This window comes from Rhizobium sp. GN54 (assembly GCF_021026345.1).
Taxonomy (GTDB): Bacteria; Pseudomonadota; Alphaproteobacteria; order Rhizobiales; family Rhizobiaceae; genus Mycoplana.
Genome location: NZ_JAJNCZ010000001.1, coordinates 964,211 through 983,089 on the forward strand (window position 1 = coordinate 964,211; position 18,879 = coordinate 983,089).

The 18,879-nt window shown below is 66.6% G+C and carries 21 protein-coding genes; 11 read left to right on the forward strand and 10 right to left on the reverse strand.

The annotated features are described in order from the left end of the window. Positions 1–53 precede the first annotated feature (53 nt). Both rnr and topA read right to left on the reverse strand, forming a co-directional pair. Positions 54–2,408, reverse strand: a complete 2,355-nt coding sequence (rnr, locus tag LQK81_RS04590) for a ribonuclease R (RefSeq protein WP_230803803.1) — start codon at positions 2,406–2,408, stop codon at positions 54–56. Further along, entirely contained in the window at positions 2,405–5,095 is a 2,691-nt protein-coding gene (topA, locus tag LQK81_RS04595) for a type I DNA topoisomerase (protein ID WP_230803805.1), read from the reverse strand. Before topA ends, rnr begins: the two co-directional genes overlap by 4 nt. Before the next feature lie 264 nt (positions 5,096–5,359). On the opposite strand from topA, the gene LQK81_RS04600 reads away from it, so the two are divergent. Next, positions 5,360–5,614 (forward strand): hypothetical protein, encoded by a 255-nt coding sequence (locus LQK81_RS04600; protein ID WP_230803807.1) that lies wholly within the window; start codon positions 5,360–5,362, stop codon positions 5,612–5,614. Here LQK81_RS04600 and dprA read toward each other — a convergent pair. The 4 genes from dprA to LQK81_RS04620 form a co-directional block, all read right to left on the reverse strand. After that, a complete protein-coding gene (dprA, locus tag LQK81_RS04605; RefSeq protein WP_230803808.1) occupies positions 5,546–6,685 on the reverse strand; it encodes a DNA-processing protein DprA in 1,140 nt (379 codons plus the stop codon). The genes LQK81_RS04600 and dprA overlap by 69 nt on opposite strands. Positions 6,686–6,699: 14 nt before the next feature. After that, the gene (gene plsY / locus LQK81_RS04610; RefSeq protein ID WP_230803809.1) at positions 6,700–7,314 is read right to left on the reverse strand and encodes a glycerol-3-phosphate 1-O-acyltransferase PlsY; all 615 of its coding nucleotides are present in this window, start codon (positions 7,312–7,314) and stop codon (positions 6,700–6,702) included. Positions 7,315–7,554: 240 nt separating this feature from the next. Continuing rightward, a complete protein-coding gene (locus LQK81_RS04615; RefSeq protein WP_230803810.1) occupies positions 7,555–8,847 on the reverse strand; it encodes a dihydroorotase in 1,293 nt (430 codons plus the stop codon). Further along, a complete protein-coding gene (locus tag LQK81_RS04620; RefSeq protein ID WP_230803811.1) occupies positions 8,844–9,785 on the reverse strand; it encodes an aspartate carbamoyltransferase catalytic subunit in 942 nt (313 codons plus the stop codon). Before LQK81_RS04620 ends, LQK81_RS04615 begins: the two co-directional genes overlap by 4 nt. Positions 9,786–9,956: 171 nt before the next feature. On the opposite strand from LQK81_RS04620, the gene LQK81_RS04625 reads away from it, so the two are divergent. Beyond that, positions 9,957–11,606 carry an acyl-CoA dehydrogenase family protein gene (locus tag LQK81_RS04625; protein WP_230803812.1) on the forward strand — a complete coding sequence of 550 codons (1,650 nt, stop codon included), beginning with the start codon at positions 9,957–9,959 and terminating at the stop codon, positions 11,604–11,606. Here the strand turns inward: LQK81_RS04625 and LQK81_RS04630 are convergent. Continuing rightward, positions 11,591–12,523 (reverse strand): AEC family transporter, encoded by a 933-nt coding sequence (locus tag LQK81_RS04630; RefSeq protein WP_230803815.1) that lies wholly within the window; start codon positions 12,521–12,523, stop codon positions 11,591–11,593. The genes LQK81_RS04625 and LQK81_RS04630 overlap by 16 nt on opposite strands. A gap of 232 nt (positions 12,524–12,755) precedes the next feature. Between LQK81_RS04630 and LQK81_RS04635 the strand changes: the two genes are divergently transcribed. Together LQK81_RS04635 and LQK81_RS04640 are read left to right on the forward strand one after the other, a co-directional pair. After that, complete coding sequence (locus LQK81_RS04635; protein ID WP_230803818.1) at positions 12,756–12,914, forward strand: hypothetical protein; 159 nt, start codon at positions 12,756–12,758, stop codon at positions 12,912–12,914. Next, positions 12,911–13,249 carry a DUF6105 family protein gene (locus LQK81_RS04640; RefSeq protein WP_230803821.1) on the forward strand — a complete coding sequence of 113 codons (339 nt, stop codon included), beginning with the start codon at positions 12,911–12,913 and terminating at the stop codon, positions 13,247–13,249. The genes LQK81_RS04635 and LQK81_RS04640 overlap by 4 nt, the downstream gene beginning before the upstream one ends. On the opposite strand, the gene ruvX is transcribed toward LQK81_RS04640, so the two are convergent. After that, positions 13,207–13,680: a Holliday junction resolvase RuvX gene (gene ruvX / locus LQK81_RS04645; protein ID WP_230803824.1), complete on the reverse strand. Its 474-nt coding sequence runs from the start codon at positions 13,678–13,680 to the stop codon at positions 13,207–13,209. The two genes, LQK81_RS04640 and ruvX, sit on opposite strands and share 43 nt — an antisense overlap. Before the next feature lie 7 nt (positions 13,681–13,687). Further along, the gene (locus LQK81_RS04650; protein WP_230803826.1) at positions 13,688–13,993 is read right to left on the reverse strand and encodes an alkylphosphonate utilization protein; all 306 of its coding nucleotides are present in this window, start codon (positions 13,991–13,993) and stop codon (positions 13,688–13,690) included. A gap of 193 nt (positions 13,994–14,186) precedes the next feature. On the opposite strand from LQK81_RS04650, the gene LQK81_RS04655 reads away from it, so the two are divergent. The 7 genes from LQK81_RS04655 to LQK81_RS04685 all read left to right on the forward strand — a co-directional run bounded on the left by LQK81_RS04655 (position 14,187) and on the right by LQK81_RS04685 (position 18,403). Beyond that, complete coding sequence (locus LQK81_RS04655; protein WP_230803829.1) at positions 14,187–14,891, forward strand: metal-dependent hydrolase; 705 nt, start codon at positions 14,187–14,189, stop codon at positions 14,889–14,891. A 148-nt stretch (positions 14,892–15,039) separates the two neighbouring features. Beyond that, complete coding sequence (gatC, locus tag LQK81_RS04660) at positions 15,040–15,327, forward strand: Asp-tRNA(Asn)/Glu-tRNA(Gln) amidotransferase subunit GatC (protein ID WP_230803840.1); 288 nt, start codon at positions 15,040–15,042, stop codon at positions 15,325–15,327. Between the two features lie 4 nt (positions 15,328–15,331). Further along, a complete protein-coding gene (locus LQK81_RS04665; protein WP_230803842.1) occupies positions 15,332–15,811 on the forward strand; it encodes a GNAT family N-acetyltransferase in 480 nt (159 codons plus the stop codon). 19 nt (positions 15,812–15,830) lie between these two features. Further along, entirely contained in the window at positions 15,831–17,312 is a 1,482-nt protein-coding gene (gatA, locus tag LQK81_RS04670) for an Asp-tRNA(Asn)/Glu-tRNA(Gln) amidotransferase subunit GatA (RefSeq protein ID WP_230803848.1), read from the forward strand. Between the two features lie 63 nt (positions 17,313–17,375). Beyond that, entirely contained in the window at positions 17,376–17,558 is a 183-nt protein-coding gene (locus tag LQK81_RS04675) for a hypothetical protein (RefSeq protein WP_230803849.1), read from the forward strand. Further along, the gene (locus LQK81_RS04680) at positions 17,548–17,826 is read left to right on the forward strand and encodes a type II toxin-antitoxin system RelE/ParE family toxin (protein ID WP_230803850.1); all 279 of its coding nucleotides are present in this window, start codon (positions 17,548–17,550) and stop codon (positions 17,824–17,826) included. Before LQK81_RS04675 ends, LQK81_RS04680 begins: the two co-directional genes overlap by 11 nt. 64 nt (positions 17,827–17,890) lie before the next feature. After that, positions 17,891–18,403 carry a GNAT family N-acetyltransferase gene (locus LQK81_RS04685; RefSeq protein ID WP_230803853.1) on the forward strand — a complete coding sequence of 171 codons (513 nt, stop codon included), beginning with the start codon at positions 17,891–17,893 and terminating at the stop codon, positions 18,401–18,403. 64 nt (positions 18,404–18,467) lie between these two features. Here LQK81_RS04685 and LQK81_RS04690 read toward each other — a convergent pair whose 3' ends face one another. Further along, entirely contained in the window at positions 18,468–18,725 is a 258-nt protein-coding gene (locus LQK81_RS04690; protein WP_230803854.1) for a YjhX family toxin, read from the reverse strand. Positions 18,726–18,879 lie beyond the last annotated feature (154 nt).

The window sequence follows — 18,879 nt, forward strand, 5'->3', positions numbered from 1 at the left end:
CGTCACAACCCTTGCTTCGCTGCCAACAGCCGCACGCTTTTGCACGGCATGACCTAGCGCCTGCCGCGCGGCGGCCGCGTTCCCGGCTGGCGCCGCGATCCGGCGCGGTCACGCCGGTTGGCCTTGTGGAACGAGCGCACGCCCGTCGGCATCTGGCGGCCCTCGCTCAACATCTCGAAGCGCAGCGCGCCCGCCAGCGGCACGGCTTCGGCCAGCCTGACCTGCACCTCGTCGCCGAGGCGGTAGCCGAGCCCGGTCTTCTCGCCCGACAGCGCCTGGTGCGCCTCGTCGTAGATATAATAGTCGCGCCCGAGCGTGGAAATGGGCACGAAACCGTCGGCGCCATAGGCGGGCAGCACGATGAAGAGCCCGGCCTTGGTGACGCCGGAGACGCGGCCTGCGAATTCCTCGCCGATGCGGCCGGCGAGATGGTGGGCGATCAGCCGGTCCACCGTGTCGCGCTCGGCGGCCATGGCGCGCCGCTCGAAGGTGGAGATCTCGGCGGCGATGTCGTCAAGTGCTGCCTCCTCCTCCATGGTGATGCCGCCTTCGCCGAGCTTGAGCGAGGCCACCAGCGCGCGATGCACGATCAGGTCGGCATAGCGGCGGATCGGCGAGGTGAAGTGGGCATACTTCATCAGGTTCAGGCCGAAATGGCCGATATTGTCAGGGCTGTAGATCGCCTGACTCTGCGAGCGCAGCACCATCTCGCTGACCATCTGCTGGAACGGCTTGTCCTCGGCCTTCTTCAGGATCCCGTTGAAATGGTTGGCGCGCATGTTGCCGCCCTTGGCGAGAGAGATGTCGAGCGTGCCGAGAAATTCGCGCAGCGTCTCCTGCTTGGAAAGCGAGGGCGCATCGTGCACGCGGTAGATCAGCGACTGCTGCCGCTTCTCCAGCGTTTCGGCGGCGGCGACGTTCGCCTGGATCATCATCTCCTCGATGAGCTTGTGCGCGTCGAGCCGCGGCGGCACGACCACGCGGTCGACGGTGCCGTCCTCCTTCAGCAGGATCTTGCGCTCGGGCATGTCGAGTTCCAGCGGCTGGCGCCGATCGCGACCGACCGTCAGCACGCGGTAGGCATGCCACAAGGGCTTCAGGATCGTCTCGAGGATCGGTCCGGCCCTGTCGTCCGGCGCGCCGTCGATCGCCGCCTGCGCCTGTTGGTAGGAAAGCTTGGCCGCGCTCTTCATCATGATGCGATGGAAGGTGTGGCTCGCCTTGCGGCCTTCCTTCGAAAACACCATGCGCACGGCGAGTGCGGGGCGGTCTACGCCTTCCTTCAGCGAGCAGAGGTCGTTGGAGATCCGCTCCGGCAGCATCGGCACGACGCGGTCGGGGAAATAGACCGAGTTGCCGCGTTTCAGCGCCTCGCGGTCGAGCGCCGAACCGGGGCGGACGTAGTAGCTGACGTCGGCGATCGCCACGGTGACGATCACGCCGCCCGGGTTCTCGGGTGCCGTGTCGGCCTCGGCATAGACCGCGTCGTCATGGTCCTTGGCGTCGGCGGGGTCGATGGTGATCAGCGGCAGGTCGCGCCAGTCCTCGCGGTGCGCCATGGTGGCGGGACCGGCGTCGGCGGCTTCCTTCAGCACGCTGTCGGGGAAGACATGGGGAATGCCGTGTGCATGGATCGCGATCATCGAGATCGCCTTTTCGGAGGCGACCGAGCCGATCACCGACTTTACCTGCGCCCGCGGCAGGCCGTAGCGGCCGATGCGGAGCACGTCGATCTCGACGAGGTCGCCGTCCTTGGCTCCTGCCGTGAAATCGCTATCGACGGCAAGTTCCTCGCCGCGCTTGTCGATCGGCAGGATCCGGCCGCCGCCGTCCGGCATGGCGCGGAACACGCCCATGCCGGCATTCTTGCGCTTGTCGAGGACCTTGATGACGCGGGCCGTGTAGGCCGGGCCGCCACGGTCCTTGGCCGGGAAGATCTTGGCGAGAACCCGGTCGCCGAGGCCCGCGACCGGCGCCTTGCCGGCCGACTTGCCGACGCTCGGCTGGCGGATCGTCACGGCCGGCGCCACGCCGAGGTCGTCCAGCCATTCGGCGGGCCGGCCGATGAGATCGCCGGTGACGTCGCGGGTGGTGATGTCGAGCACGGTGACGGGGGGGAGGGCGCCGGGGCGGACCAGCGACTTGCGCCGCTTCGAAAGCAGGCCCTCTTCCTCGAAGCTCTTCAGGATCTGCTTCAACTCGACCCGCTTTTCGCCCTTGAGCCCGAATTCCTTGGAGATTTCGCGCTTGGAGGCCTTGTCCGGATGTTCGGCGATGAAGCGCAGCAGCACCTCGCGCGGCGGGATTTCGCCGTGGATCAGCGGGATCTCGGCACCCGGCGGCAGGTCGCGGCCCGCGCGGCCGGGACGCTTGCTCTGCCTCGACCGGTCGCGCGGGTCATGCGTCATTCGTCTACCTTCTTGGCGCTTGCCTTCCGGGGCTTCGCAGCAGCCTTGGCCTTCGTGCCGGCGGCCTTCTTCGTCGTCTTCGCCTTCGTGGTCTTCTCGCCGTCCGCCTTTGCGGCCGCGGTCTTCGCCTTGGCGGTCTTGGCCTTGCCCTTGGCGCCGCCACCCTTGCCGGCCTTCTCGGCGATCAACACCAGCGCCTCCTCGAGCGTCACGGCCTGCGCATCCTTGCCCTTCGGCAGCGTCGCATTGACCTTGCCCCAGTTGACATAGGGGCCGTAGCGGCCGTCGCGCACGGTGATCGGCCCGCCGTCGGGATGGTCGCCGAGCGTCTTCAGCGCCGCCGGCGTGCCGCCGCGGCCGCGGCCGCCGCCCTTGCTCTGCTTGTCGGCCAGCACCGAGACGGCGCGGTTGAGGCCGATCGAGAACACGTCCTCGATGCTCTCCACATTGGCATAGGTGCCGTCATGCAGCACGAACGGCCCGTAGCGGCCGAGCCCCGACGAGATCATCTTGCCCGTCTCGGGATGGGCGCCGATATCACGCGGCAGCGACAGCAGCGCCACCGCCTTCTCATGGTCGATGCTGTCGGGCGCCCAGCCCTTGGGCAGGCTCGAGCGCTTGGCCTCCTTGCCGTCGCCGCGCTGGACATAGGGGCCGAAGCGGCCGGAGCGCAGCGTGATCTCCTCGCCGGTGTGCGGATCCTTGCCGAGCGCCTTCGGCTCGTTGGAGACCTGGCCCTCGCCATTGGCCGCTTCCGCGCCGAAGGGGCGGGTGTAGCGGCATTCGGGATAATTGGAGCAGCCGATGAAGGCGCCGCTGCCGCGGCCGAGCTTCAAGGACAGTTTGCCGGTGCCGCAGGAGGGGCAGGCGCGCGGATCGCCGCCATCCTCGCGCTTGGGGAAGGCAAGCGGTGCGAGGATCTCGTTCAGCGCATCCAGCACGTTGGTGACGCGCAGTTCCTTGGTGTCGTCGATCTGTGCGATGAAGTCCCGCCAGAAGTCGCGCAGCACGTCCTTCCAGTTCAGTTCGCCGGCCGAGATCTGGTCGAGCTTCTCTTCCAGGGACGCGGTGAAGTCGTATTCGACATAGCGGGTGAAGAAGCTTTCGAGGAAAGCCGTCACCAGCCGTCCCTTGGCCTCGGGGATCAGCTTGCGCTTGTCGATCGTGACATATTCGCGATCGCTGAGCGTCTTCAGCGTCGCCGAATAGGTGGAGGGCCGGCCGATGCCGAGTTCTTCCATCTTCTTGATCAGCGAGGCTTCGGAATAGCGCGGCGGCGGTTCGGTGAAGTGCTGGCTGGCGTTGATCTTCTGCTTTGCGAGGGCTTCGCGCGCATTGATCTCCGGCAGGCGGCCGTCGTCGTCGCCGTCGTCCGATTGCTCGCCGTCTTCCTTCTGGTCCGTATAGGCGGCGATGAAGCCGTCGAAGCGGATGACGGAACCCGTGGCGCGCAGGCCCGCATGCCTGCCGCCATTGTCCGCGTCGATCTCGACGGTGGTGCGCTCGATCTCGGCCGACGCCATCTGGCTGGCGATGGCACGCTTCCAGATCAGGTCGTACAGCCGCGCCTGGTCCGGGTCGAGGAACCGGCGGACCTGATCGGGCACGCGGTTGAAATCGGTCGGCCGCACCGCCTCGTGCGCTTCCTGGGCGTTCTTCGCCTTGGTGGAGTAGAAGCGCGCCTTTTCCGGCACGTAGCGGTCGCCGAACTGGTCGCCGATGGCGCGGCGGGCCGCATCGATCGCCTCGGGCGCCATCTGCACGCCGTCGGTACGCATGTAGGTGATGAGACCGACGGTCTCGCCGCCGATGTCGACGCCCTCATAAAGCCGCTGCGCCACCTGCATGGTGCGCGAGGAGGAGAAGCCAAGCTTGGAGGAGGCCGCCTGCTGCAACGTCGAGGTGGTAAACGGCGGCGCCGGATTGCGCCGCGTCGGCTTGGCCTCGACGCTCTCGACGCGGTAGGCCGCGCCCTCGAGCAGGTCCTTCAGCCGGTTGGCTTCCTCGCCGTTGCCGACTGCGCGGGGTGGCAGGCGCTTGCCGTCGGCCGAGACGAGCTTCGCCTCGAACTCGTCGCCGCGCGGCGTCTTCAGGAGCGCCGACAGGTTCCAGTATTCCTCGGAGACGAAGCGCTCGATCTCGGCCTCGCGGTCGCAGACGAGCCTCAGCGTCACCGACTGTACGCGGCCGGCCGACCGCGCGCCCGGCAGCTTGCGCCACAGCACCGGCGACAGGTTGAAGCCGACGAGGTAGTCCAGCGCGCGGCGGGCGAGATAGGCATCGACCAGCGACATGTCGATGTCGCGCGGCGCCTTCATCGCGTCGAGCACCGCCGATTTGGTGATGGCGTTGAAGACGACGCGCTTGACCGGCTTGTCGCCGATCACCTTCTTCTTCCGCAGAAGGTCCAGCACGTGCCAGGAGATCGCTTCGCCCTCGCGATCCGGGTCGGTCGCAAGGATCAGGCCGTCGGAGGATTTCACCGCGTCGGCGATGTCCTTCATGCGCTTGGCTGCCGAGCTGTCGACCTCCCAGGACATTTCGAAGTCCTCGTCGGGACGCACGGATCCATCCTTGGCCGGCAGGTCGCGAACGTGGCCGACGGAGGCGAGCACCTTGTAGCCCGAACCCAGATACTTGTTGATCGTCTTGGCCTTGGCAGGCGATTCCACCACTACAACATTCATCGTCGTTCTCTGTGCCGGGGGCCGTTCCCGGCGGGATGGCCCTTCTGATTAGCGATGCGCGCCGGCGTTGTCTTGGCCCTCGAAATGAACAGGGAAAACGTCCCGGTCAAGAGGAAGGGCCAAAATAACTGGCGTTCAGGGTATGCAACCTAAGAGGGTCCTTGAGTGTGTTGCAATTTAAAATAAAGGTTGTATCGTCTTCAGGGAGTGAAAGCTGCGGCGATGACGTGCGGCTGCGCAACGGTATTCGGACAGGATGTGGAAATGAATACCAAACCCATCATTGCGGCGCCTCCCACCGGGCGGACGCAGGAGAACGTGGCCTATATTCGCCAGATGCTCGGCGAGCTTCGCGCCGTCGCCGACATGGAGGGCGCGGAGATGCTGCGCTACCTGATCGAGATGGCCTATGTCGAGGCGGGGGACATCCAGTCGGGCGTGCGGCCGCTGTCAATCGGCGGCGATCGAGACAAGGCCGCCGGGGTGCCGGTGAAGGCGGCCGGCAAGATCCAGTTCTAGGAGAACGAGATAGACGCTCGCGGCCGGCAGCTCCGTGTGGCGGATGATTTCGTCGATCTCGACGGGCGTGGGGCCGAGCGCGGAGGCGATCCGGCCTCGGTCGCCGTCGCTGGGAGGCAGGGTGACGTCCTCGCGCGGTGGCTCGTCGGCGCCGACCGGTCCTGAAAACAGGTCCGGTTCGCGCAGCGGCGCCAGCGCGTCCAGGATGTCGGCCGCCCCCGTCGTCACGATCGCACCATCCTTCAACAGGGCATTCGTCCCGTGGGCGCGCGGATCCAGCGGCGAACCGGGCACGGAAAAGACGAGGCGGCCGAAATCGGCGGCATTGCGCGCGGTGATCAGCGAGCCGGAACGGTTGGCCGCCTCGACGACCACGAGCCCCAGGCCGATGCCGGCGATCAGCCGGTTGCGGCGCGGAAAATCGCGCGCCCTTGGCTCCCAGCCGAACGGCATCTCGCTGACGGCGAGGCCGTTGCCGGAGGCGATCTCCTCCAGGAGCCCGACGTTCTCGGGCGGGTAGGGCCGGTCGAGGCCGCCTGCCAGCGCCGCGATCGTGCCCGTGGCAAGGCTGGCGCGATGGGCGGCCGTATCGATCCCGCGGGCAAGCCCGGAGACGACGGCATAGCCGGCGGCGCCGAGGTCCCTTGCCAGCATGCCGGCGAACTTTGCGCCAGCGATCGATGCGTTGCGGGAGCCGACGATGCCGACGGCGAGGTCCGAGGCGATCTTCCGGTTGCCCTTCGTCGCCAGCAACGGCGGCGCACCGTCGATCTTGCGCAGGAGTGCCGGATAGTCCGGCTCGCCGATGCCGACAAAGGCCGCGCCGTGCCGCTCCGCCATGTCGAGTTCGCGCTCGGCGTCGGCGCGGCTCGCGATTCGGATCGCCCGGACGGCGCCGCCGCGGCGCGAAAGCTCCGGCAGCATCTCCAGCGCCGCCTCGGCCGTGCCGAAATGGTTGATCAGGTCGCGGAAGGTGACCGGGCCGACATTGTCGCTGCGGATCAGCCGCAGCCAGGCGATCCTCTGTCTGTCCGAAAGCGCAATTCCCTGCCTGCCTGCGCCCTCGGACATCTGCCCCTCTTGTCCTAGCCCTTGCTGCCGATCCTGCTCTCGGTGCCGTTGATCAGGCGCACGATGTTGGCGCGGTGCTTCCACCACGAGATCGCGCTCATGACGGCGAACAGCAGTGCAACCTTCTCGTTCCCCGAAAACCACAATACAACCGGAGTGGCGGCCATTGCAACCAGGGCGGAAAGGGAGGAGTAGCGGCTGATGAAGGCGACCGCGAGCCAGATCGCGGCGAAGACGGCCAGCATGAACGGAACCAGCCCGAGCAGCACGCCGAGATAGGTGGCGACGCCCTTGCCGCCCTTGAAGCCGAGCCAGGCGGGATAGAGGTGGCCGAGGAAGGCGGCAAGGCCGGCGGCGATGCCGGCATCCAGCCCCCATCGCGAGGCGATCGCCGCCGCGGTCGTCCCCTTCAGCGCATCCAGCAGCAGCGTGGCGGCGGCGAGTTTCCTGTTGCCGGTGCGCAGCACGTTGGTGGCGCCGATATTGCCGGATCCGATCTGCCGCACGTCGCCGAGCCCGGCCATCCGGGTCAGGATCAGGCCGAAGGGAATGGAGCCCAGAAGATAGCCGAAGGCGAGGCTCAGAAGCGTCGGCAGCGCTGCAAGCTGCCAGGTCAGGATGTCAGACACTCTAGTGTTTCCCCCGAGATTGCCGATCTGTCGTGTCTTGCCGCAGCCTTGCGATGCCCCTCATCCGGCTGCCGCCACCTTCTCCCCGCAGGCGGGGAGAAGGACGTTCCTAGCAACGCTCGTCACAAGCTGCCGCAGCGGTTCGGCGATGTCCCTTCTCCCCGTTCACGGGGAGAAGGTGGCGGCAGCCGGATGAGGGGCAAACGTCTGTATTCGCCCAGTCCAGCTCCAAGTCAGCCGTTACCGCCCGATATGCACGAGCTTGCCCGCAACATAGGTGCTGACCGCGCGTCCCGTAAAGCGGGCATCCTCGAACGGGGTGTTCTTGGAGCGCGAGATGAAGCGGTCCTTGGTGGCGAGCCATGGTTCGTCGATGTCGATCAGCACGATGTCGGCGACCGCGCCGGCCTTCAGGCTGCCGGCGTCGAGGCCGAAGATCCGGGCGGGGCGGGTCGACATGGCGTCGATCAGGCGCGTCAGCGAGACCTCGCCGCTGTGATGCAGGCGAAGCGCTGCGGGAAGCATCGTCTCCAGCCCGATCGCCCCGTCGGCCGCCTCCGCAAAGGGCAGCCGCTTGGTGTCGACGTCCTGCGGATCGTGCGAGGAGACGATGATGTCGATCGTTCCGTCGGCGAGCGCCTGCACCATGGCGGTGCGGTCGTCCTCTCCGCGCAGGGGGGGCGAAAGCTTGAAGAAGGTGCGGTATTCGCCGATGTCGTTCTCGTTCAGCGTCAGGTGGTTGACCGAGATGCCGCAGGTGACGTTGGCGCCGCGGGTGCGGGCCACCCGTATCGCCTCGGCCGATTCCGGAACGGAGATCTGGGCGGCGTGGTAGGCCGCACGCGTCAGGGTGGCGAGCCGCAGGTCGCGTTCCAGCGGAATGACCTCCGCCTCGCGCGGCGTGCCCGACAGGCCGAGCCAGCTTGCGAGCAGTCCCTCGTTCATCACCCCGCCGGCGCCAAGGTGTTCGTCGCGGGTCTCGAGCGCGATCACCGCGCCGAATTCGCGGGCATAGGTCATCGCCCGGCGCAGCACCTGCGCGTCGTGGATCGCCTGGCGGCCATTGGTGAAGGCGACGGCGCCGGCTTCCCGCAACAGGCCGAACTCCGTCATCTCGGTGCCGGCCAGTCCCTTGGTCAGGGCGGCGGCCGGATGCACATGCACCAGCGCCTTGTCGCGCGCCGTCTTCAGCACGTATTCGACCAGCGCGATGTCGTCGATCACCGGATCGGTGTCGGGCATCATGATGAAGGTCGTAATCCCGCCCGCGGCCGCCGCGCGCGATGCGGATTCGATCGTCTCGCGGTGCTCGGCGCCCGGTTCGCCGACGAACACCCGGGCATCGACCAGACCGGGTGCTGCGACGAGGCCGGTGCCGTCGACGATGTCGGCGCCCTCGGGCGCGCCCTGGTTCTGCGCGGCCTTGCCGGCAGCCGCGATGCGGCCGTCCTTGACGACGATCGTGCCGGTTTCGTCCATGCCTTGCGAGGGATCGATGATGCGGACGTTCTTGATGACGGTCGGGCGGGTCATGCGCGCGATCCCTGGTTCTGCGAGACGAGGAGGGTTTCCATCACCGCCATGCGGACGGCGACGCCCATTTCCACCTGCTGTTCGATGACGCTCTGGGGGCCGTCGGCGATCTCCGAGGCGATCTCCACGCCCCGGTTCATCGGGCCGGGATGCATCACCAGCGCATCCTCCCTGGCCGCCTTCAACTTCTCGGCGTCGAGCCCGAAATAGCGGAAGTACTCGCGCACCGAGGGCACGAAGGCGCCCGACATGCGCTCGCGTTGCAGCCTGAGCATCATCACCACGTCGGCGTCCTTCAGGCCTTCCTCCATCGAGTGGTAGACCTCCGCGCCCATCTGGGCGATGCCGTTCGGCAGCAGCGTCGCCGGCGCCACGACCCGTACGCGGGCGCCCATCGCATTGAGCAAAAGGATGTTGGAGCGGGCGACGCGCGAATGCAGCACGTCGCCGCAGATGGCGACGATGATGCGCGACAGCTTGCCCTTGGCGCGGCGGATCGTCAGTGCGTCGAGCAGCGCCTGGGTGGGATGCTCGTGCTGCCCGTCGCCGGCGTTGACGACCGAGCAGGATACCTTCTGGGCGAGCAGGGCGGCCGCACCGGCAGACGAGTGGCGCACCACGAGCACGTCCGGGTGCATGGCGTTCAGCGTCATCGCCGTGTCGATCAGCGTCTCGCCCTTCTTCACCGAGGAATTGCCGACCGACATGTTCATCACGTCCGCGCCGAGCCGTTTCCCGGCGAGTTCGAAGGAGGACTGCGTCCGCGTCGAGGCTTCGAAAAACAGATTGATCTGGGTGAGGCCCCGCAATGTCGAGGTCTTCTTTTCCCGCTGCCGGCTGATCTCGACGGCCGCGTCCGCCTTGTCGAGCAGGAAGTTGATTTCCGGCTCGGGCAATCCCTTGATGCCGAGCAGGTGGCGATGCGGAAAGGAATCCATGGGGGTCGCCTCGATGTCGTGAATACGCGGGGTCTATAGAGGCTATGCCGCCATGCGGCAAGGCGGCCGCACCGCCCGGCCGGCGGATCGCGTTTGTTTTCAAGCATTCTTTCGGGGTACGGCGGTTGCGTCCCCGTTTCGCGGGCCGCGCAGTTAGGATAGAACGCCAGCATGACTCAGATGACCCGGACCGAACAAGCTCTTGCAGACCTGAACCAGCCGAAGCTGTGGACGGGCATCAACGCCTACCGGTCCGATCCGCTGCTCGTCGACGGCACGGCCGCGCTGCCCAAGGGCCTGCGGGACGAGTTCGACGCGCTCGGCCGCTACGTGACTGCCCCCGAGGCGCAGGAACTGGCGCGGATGGCCAACGAATCGCCGCCGCAGCTGCGAACGCACGGCCCGCGCGGCGAGCGCCTCGACGTGGTCGATTTCCATCCGGCATGGCACGCGTTGATGCGCCGCTCGATGGGCAACGGCTTGCATTCGTCGATCTGGGAGAACCTTCCCGACGAAAAGGGCAGGGCACACAAGGCGCGCGCCGTCCGCTTCTATCTTTCGGCGCAGCTCGAATGCGGCCATCTCTGCCCGCTGACGATGACGAGCGCTTCGGTCGCCGCCATTTCCGCCTCTCCGGTGGTGCAGCGCGAATGGGCCGGCCGTATCCTGTCGCGCAAGTACGACAGCACCAACCGCCCGGCCATGCAGAAGAGCGCCATCACCATCGGCATGGGCATGACGGAGAAGCAGGGCGGCACCGACGTGCGCGCCAACACCTCGACCGCCGAGCGGGTGGGCGAGGGCATCTACCGTCTCAGCGGCCACAAGTGGTTCATGTCGGCGCCGATGAGCGACGCCTTCGTCATGCTGGCGCAGACGCGCGACGGCATCGGCTGCTTCCTCGTCCCGCGCCTGCTGGAGGACGGCACCGCCAACGGACTGCGCTTCCAGCGGCTGAAGGACAAGATCGGCAACCGCTCCAACGCATCGTCCGAGGTCGAGTTCAACGACACCTTCGGCTTCCTTCTCGGGGCGCCGGATGCCGGCATCCGCACCATCCTCGACATGGTGACGCTGACCCGGCTCGATTGCGCGCTCGCTTCCAGCGGTATCATGCGCGCCTCGCTGGCGGAGGCCGTGCACCATGCGCGCGGGCGCAAGGCGTTCGGCAAGACCCTCGTCGAACAGCCGATCATGACGCGCGTGCTCGCCGACATGGCGCTCGACGTCGCGGCGGCGACCGCCCTGTCGCTGCGCCTCGCTGAGGCCTTCGACCGCGCGCCGGTCAGCGGCGACGAGGCGGCTTACGCCCGGGTGATGACGCCGGTGACGAAATACTGGTGCTGCAAGATCGCGCCTGCGCTGATCTACGAGGCGATGGAGTGCATCGGCGGCAGCGGCTATGTCGAGGAGCGCCCGATCGCCCGCCACTACCGCGAGGCCCCGGTCAATGCGATCTGGGAGGGCTCGGGCAACGTGATGGCGCTGGACGTGCTGCGCGTGCTGTCGCGAGGCAAGGACCTGTTCGAATCCGTCTTCGCCGGCATTGCCCGCGACCTCGGTCCCTCGGGGCGCAAGACGGTCGAGGTGCTGCGCGCGGCAACCTCCTTGTGCGAGCGCGACGAGGGGGCGGCGCGCATGCTGGTCGAGCAACTGGCGCTTTCGGCCGCCGCCGCCGAACTGAACCGCATCGGCGCCGGACGCATCGCCGACGCCTTCCTCGAGACGCGGCTGGCCGCGGGCTGGCGCTCGACCTACGGCATGCTCGATTCGCGCTTCGATTCGGCCTACATCGTCGACCTGCTCTATCCGGCGGCGTAGGCGGTCAGCGTCAGCACCAGCGGAATGGTGAGGAACGACGCCGCCGTCTGCAGCGTCGCGACGGAGGCGTAGAGCGGTGCGTCGCCACCCATCTGCTTGGCCAGGAGATAGCCGTTCATCGCCGTCGGCACGCTGGCGCCGAGCGCGACCACGAGCAGCGCATTGCCCTCTATCCCGAGAAGCCACGCCGCGCTCACCATGACGAGCGGCATCGCGAACAGCTTCAGGGCGACGGAGATCAGGGCCGGCCCGCTCGGCCGCAGGGCGTCGCCGACATGCAGGCCCGCGCCGACCATGATCAGGCCGAGGCTCAGCGAGGCTTCCGCCATCAGGTTGATCGTCTCCATCACCGGCGCATAGAGATGGATGCCGAGCAGGTTGAAGAGCGTTCCGAGGGCGGACGAGAGAATCAGCGGGTTCGTCAGGATCCGCACGAGGAAGCTGCGCACGTCGCGCGCGCCGCCGCCGAACCAGACGAGGATGCCGATATTGTAGAAATTGATCGGGATGATGATCAGCGTCATGATCAGCGCCAGCATCCCGATCCCTTCCTGGCCGTAGAGCTTGCCCGCGGCGGCGAGCGCCATGAACCCGTTCCAGCGCGTCGAGGTCTGGAAGACCGTGGTGAAGGAGGCGCGGGAAACGCCGGCCCTGCGAAACAGCGGCCAGGCGAGAAGGATCGCCGCCGACATCAGCGTCACCGCGCCGATCGAGGCGATGGAGAGCGCGCCCGCTTCCATGCCGGCGAAATCGGCCTGCGCGAGGGTGGCGAACAGGAGCGCCGGAAACAGGACGTAGAAGCCGAGCTGCTCCAGTCCCAGCCACAGCCCGTCGTCGATCTTCCGCCATCGCTTGAGCGCGGTGCCGAGCATGACGAGCAGGAAGACGGGGATGATGCTTTCGAAGACGACGAGCATAGCAGGACCGGTATGCGAGACAATCGGCCTCTCATTTCACGGACGGGCGAAAACGGCAATCCTGAAGCTCGGTTTTGTCGGCGGCGGCCTCGCTCTGATGGGCGCCGGCGCTGCGGCCGCGCAGGGGCGTCGATGTGGAAATTAACCTTGATCCGGGGTTTCCGTTGCGCGCCCGCGGCGATCGATGGAAGGTGCCGTTATTAATGCATTGTTAACCATCGGGGACGGCACGATGCCGAAATCGGTCCTGACCGCGGCCATGACGGCCTTCTTTGCAGCGCTGGCGCTGGACATCGCCGTGCCGGCGGCCGTGTTGATCGGCCTGGTCGCCGTTCGCGAACTCGGGCTGGAATTCGGCGACATCTTCATAGGCGAGGAGAGAACGGCATGAAGTGGTTCCTGATCCTCTGGGCCGGCCCGATCGCGTTGCTCGGCAGCTGGTACGGGCTGTCCTACTACGACATGAGCTTCGGCATCTTCATGCTGACCCGCGACGCCCACGACCTCGTCTTCCGCATCTACGGCAACGTTCTGGGCATTCCGCCGGAAACGATCCCGCCGCTCGTCGCGCGCGCCATCGCCGTCGACAGCCTGTTCGTCTTCGCCATCATCGCCTTCCGCAGGCGAAAGCAGATCGTCGCATGGTGGCGCCGCAGTCGTGCGGCCGGGCAGGCCGCGTCCGCTCAGGACCTGCCGAGTGCCGAGAGCCTGTCGAGCGCGCCCTGAAGGATGAAGGAGGCGGCGGCCGAATCGATCCGCTCCGCCCGCTTCTTCCGCGACACGTCCATTTCTATGAGGGTCCGTTCGGCCGCGACCGTGGAAAGCCGCTCGTCCCAGTAGACGAAGGGAATGTCGGTCCGCTCGCTCATCGAGCGCACGAAGGCGCGTGTCGCCTGCACGCGCGGACCGGCGCTGCCGTCCATGTTGACAGGCAGGCCGATGACGAAGGCTGCGACCTTTTCCTGCTCGGCGAAGGAAAGCAGCGTCTCCGCGTCGATCCCGAACTTCACCCGCTTCAGCACCGGCCGCGGCGTCGCCAGCCGGCGTCCGAGGTCGGAGACCGAAAGGCCGATCGTCTTCGTGCCGAGGTCGAGGCCTGCGATCGGCTGGCGCGGTTCGAGGATGGCCGCAAGTTCTTCGATCGTCACCGTCGCCATGGCGGGCTCACCGTTTGCGGACGAATTCGGTGCGCAGCACCAGGCCCTTGACCGCCTCGTGGCGGCAGTCGATCTCCTCCGGATTTTCGGTGAGGCGGATCGACCTGATGACCGTGCCCTGCTTCAGGGTGGTGCTGGTGCCCTTGACCTTGAGGTCCTTGACGAGCGTGACGGCATCGCCGTCGGCAAGCAGGTTGCCGGCCGAATCGCGCGCTACCGGCTGCTTCGCGGCGGCCGCTGCGGCCACTTCGGAGGCCGGACGCCAATCTCCCGTTGCTTCGTCGTAGACATACTCGTCGTCATCCGTGGCCATGCTTGTCTCCGTCAAGAAGCTTGGTTATTGCTGGAGCCAGGCGCATTGTCCGGACCGGGTTCCATGATCGTCATGCGCCCGCCATCGATACGGCTTTCCTCGACCCCAAAGCGGGTCTTCTGCGCAACCGGGCTGTCGACGTGCGCGCCATGCTCTATGTCATTTGATGGCAGAAGTACAACGGGAGAATATCATGAAGATCACCTGGCTCGGCCACGCCGCGTTCCGGATCGAGACGGGCAAGGCGAAGATCCTGATCGATCCGTTCTTCACCGGCAATCCCTCCTTCGATGCCGGAAGGCGCAAGGAGGCGACCGCCGGCCTGACCCATATCCTGCTCACCCACGGCCACGGCGATCACGTCGGCGACACGGTCGCGATCGCCAAGGAGACGGGCGCCACGGTACTCGCCAATGCCGACCTCGCATCCTGGCTCGGCACAAAGGGGGTGAAACGGCTCGAGGCGGGCAACACCGGCGGCACCATCCATTTCGACGGCTTCTCGACCACCTTCGTCAACGCGCTGCATTCCTCCGCGCAGGTCACCGAGGATGGCGTCTCCCATTCGCTCGGCAGCGCCAACGGCCTGGTCCTGCATTTCGAGGACGAGCCGACACTCTACCACATGGGCGACACCGACATCTTCTCCGACATGGCGCTGGTGCATGAACTGCACGGACCGGAGATCGGGCTGGTGCCGATCGGCGACCGCTTCACCATGGGCGGTGCGGTGGCGGCGCTTGCCTGCCAGCGCTATTTCAAGTTCGGCACCGTCATCCCCTGCCACTACGGCTCCTTCCCGATCATCGACCAGACGGCCGACACCTTCGTGACCGCGATGGACGGGGCGAAGACCAAGGTCGAGGTGCCGAAGGTCGGCGAAGTCGTGTCGCGGTAGAGACAGCGCCGCCCCGATCGCGTGCCTTCGAGAAACGGCTCCGCAACAGGCTTCCGGTGCTCCCGCCGCCGGCAGCCGACATTCCCCCGTTGCGCAGCCGGGGCACTCTCATTATAGCGGGAGTGAAATTTCCGACCGGAGAATGCCGATGTCTGTCGATCTTGCCACCGTCAAGCGGGTGGCCCACCTTGCCCGTATCGCGGTCAGCGAAGAAGAAGCCCAGCGCATGATGGGCGAACTGAACGGCATCCTCGGCTTCGTCGAGCAACTGGGCGAGGTCGACGTATCAGGCGTCGAGCCCATGACCTCGGTGATGCCGATGGCCATGAAGGAACGGGACGACCGCGTCACCGACGGCGACAAGGCAGACGACGTTGTCGCCAATGCGCCCGTGTCCGACCGCAACTTCTTCCTCGTGCCGAAGGTCGTGGAGTAAGCCCTTGGCCTTCACGATCGCCGTCGAAAGCCCGCTTCAGGACGAGGTGCGCGCGCTCATTGCCGAACTCAACGCGGTGCTGCTGACGCTGTCGCCACCCGAGGCCTGCTACCACCTGAGCGTGGAGCAGATGGCCGAGCCCGGCGTGACCGTCTGGATCGCCCGCGACGAGGACGGTGGCGTGGTCGGCTGCGGCGCGCTGAAGCGGCATTCGGCCGAAACCGGCGAGGTGAAGCGGATGTACACCCGGCCGCAATGGCAGGGCAGGGGTATCGGCCGGGCGATCCTGGCCGAGATCGTCGCCGCCGCCGAAGCGGACGGGATCGGCGAACTCGTGCTCGAGACCGGCGATCGGCATCCGGCCGCCTGGGCGATCTACGAGAAAGCCGGCTTCACCCGCTGCGGCCCTGTTCTCGATTATCCCGAAAGCCCGTATTCGATATTCTACCAGAAGCAGCTTGGACGTTCCTCCAGCGCTGCGTGACCCGAAAAAAGATAGAGCCATGACCGACCTGACCCGCCTGACCATTGCCGAAGCCCGCGAGAAGCTCGGCGCCAAGGAGATCACCGCCGTCGAGCTGACGGACGCCTATCTTTCCGCGATCGACGCGGCCAACGAGACGCTGAACGCCTATGTCACGGTCACGCCCGAGAAGGCGCGCGGGATGGCGAAGGCGTCGGACGCCCGCATCGCCGAGGGCAAGGCCGGCGCGCTGGAAGGCATCCCGCTCGGCATCAAGGACCTGTTCGGCACCCGCGACGTCCATACCCAGGCCTGCAGCCACATCCTCGACGGCTTCAGGCCGAAATACGAATCGACCGTCACCCAGAACCTGTGGAACGACGGCGCGGTCATGCTCGGCAAGCTGAACATGGACGAGTTCGCCATGGGTTCGTCCAACGAGACGTCCTACTATGGCCCGGTGAAGAACCCCTGGCGCGCCGAGGGCTCCAATCTCGACCTCGTGCCCGGCGGCTCCTCGGGCGGTTCGGCCGCAGCCGTCGCCGCCTTCCTCTGCGCCGGCGCGACCGCGACCGATACCGGCGGCTCGATCCGCCAGCCCGCGGCCTTCACCGGAACCGTCGGCATCAAGCCGACCTACGGCCGCTGCTCGCGCTGGGGCGTGGTGGCGTTCGCCTCCTCGCTCGACCAGGCCGGCCCGATCGCGCGCGACGTGCGCGATGCGGCGATCCTCCTGAAGTCGATGGCATCGGTCGACGCCAAGGATACGACCTCGGTCGACCGGCCGGTGCCGGACTACGAGAAGGCCATCGGTCAGTCGGTCAGGGGCATGAAGATCGGCATCCCCAGGGAATACCGCGTCGACGGCATGCCCGAGGAGATCGAGGCGCTGTGGCAGCAGGGCATCGCCTGGCTGAAGGAGGCCGGCGCCGAGATCGTCGACATCACCCTGCCGCACACGAAATACGCGCTGCCGGCCTACTACATCGTGGCCCCCGCTGAGGCGTCCTCGAACCTCGCCCGCTACGACGGCGTGCGCTACGGCCTGCGCGTCGACGGCAAGGACATCGTCGACATGTACGAGAAGACCCGCGCCGCCGGTTTCGGCACGGAGGTCAAGCGCCGCATCATGATCGGCACCTATGTGCTCTCGGCCGGCTACTACGACGCCTACTACCTGCAGGCGCAGAAGGTCCGCACGCTGATCAAGCGCGACTTCGACCTTGCCTTCGACGCCGGCGTCGACGCGATCCTGACGCCGGCGACCCCGTCTTCGGCCTTCGGTATCGCCGACGAGGACCTCGCTGCCGATCCGGTCAAGATGTACCTGAACGACATCTTCACGGTGACGGTGAACATGGCGGGCCTCCCCGGCATCGCCGTCCCCGCCGGCCTCGACCACAAGGGCCTGCCGCTCGGTCTGCAACTGATCGGCAAGCCTTTCGAGGAAGAGACCCTGTTCAAGACCGCCCACGTCATCGAGCAGGCCGCCGGCCGGTTCGCGCCGAAGAAGTGGTGGTAGGGGAACCGCCCGCATTGCTTGCGGGCGTGACACCGTGCGGTGCGGTGTGATAGGCTTCGTTGCATGCGAAAGGTGCAGCAAAAGCCCGATCATGACAACATCGCCGCCGGCCCCCTCGGTGGTGACGCCGACCATGGCGAATGGGCGGTAGCCAAGATCGAGGCTGCGCTGGCAGAGGCCAAGGCGCGCCCCGAATCGCGCATTCCGGAGGACGAAGTCTGGAAGATGCTCGGTCTTGAACCTTAGCTTCTCGTCCCGTGCCCTTGCCGACCTGACAGCAATTCGCAAATTCATCGCGAAGGACGATGCCATCGCTGCCGATCGGGTCGTCGTGCGCATACTGCAGTCGATAGCCATGCTGAGACACTTTCCGACCCTCGGTCGGGACGGACGCGTGCCGGAGACGCGCGAACTGCCGATCGTTCGGCTTCCGTATTTTGCCGTCTATCATTTCCCGGTTGAGAGGGAGATCGAGGTGATCGCGATTGTCCATGAGCGACGAAGATTCCCGTAATGCGTGCCCCTCTCGCCAACCATCGATTCGAATGCTTTGATGCCGCCGAACAGGGGCAGGCTGGATGATGACCATTCGATATGCACATAGCGAAGACGTGCCCGCATTGGCCGAAGTCGGCATGCGGGCCTGGGAACAGGCGGTGACGGGGGTCGCCGACCTGAATGCCCTGCGCGACAATGCCCGCAACGCCTTCCTGCAGTTCCTGTCGGCGAACTGGGTCAAGGTGATCGTCGCCGAAGACGGCGGGCGCATCGCCGGCTGGGCCGCGCGCGAGAAACTCAACGAGGAGATCACCGACCTCTGGGTCGATCCCGCCCTGCAGCGCCGCGGCGTCGGTTCGGCCCTTCTTGGCGCGATCGAGGACGAGATGCGCCGGTCGGATGTCGAGACCGCGGACCTGCAGACCCATGCCCGCAACACGCCCGCGCTCGCCTTCTTCCGCAACCGGGGCTATTCGGTGAACTGGCTATCTGTCGCCTATTCGCCGAAGCTCGACCGCGACGTGGAATCGGTCGGCCTGCGCCGGCAGCTCATCGAGGACCAGCCGATCGGCTACGGGCCGGGCGGATTCTAGGCACCTCTCGGTAACGCCGCAGTGAGTGAGCGGACATGCGCGGCCGAGGCCGCGCATGCCGTCGTCAGCGGTTGTCCGGTTGCGCGCGCACCAGCACCAGTCCGCGCTGGGTGATGCGGTACGGTCTGCCGCCTTGCGAGGCGATGCATTTGCGCCGCTTCAGCTTGCGGAAGAGCTCCATGTCCAGGCCGCCGGCGCGCCAGCCGTCCCGCGTGATGCAGTGGACATTGAGGATGGCCCGGGACTGGTCCCGTTCGAGTTCGATCCTGCCGCCCTGGGCGAGCAGGTGGAGAATGCGCTGTTCGGCGCGTGAAATATCCATTGTCGTTGAAGTCCGAGAGGCGTTCGAGAGAACGCAAAAAAAACGTTGCCGCCAGACGAAGGTCGGCGGGGCTGAAACGTTTTTCTGGCCCGTGCGCGCAAGCGAAGTTTGCGGGCAGGGCCCTCAGCGGGTCTCAGACATAGAGAACATAAAG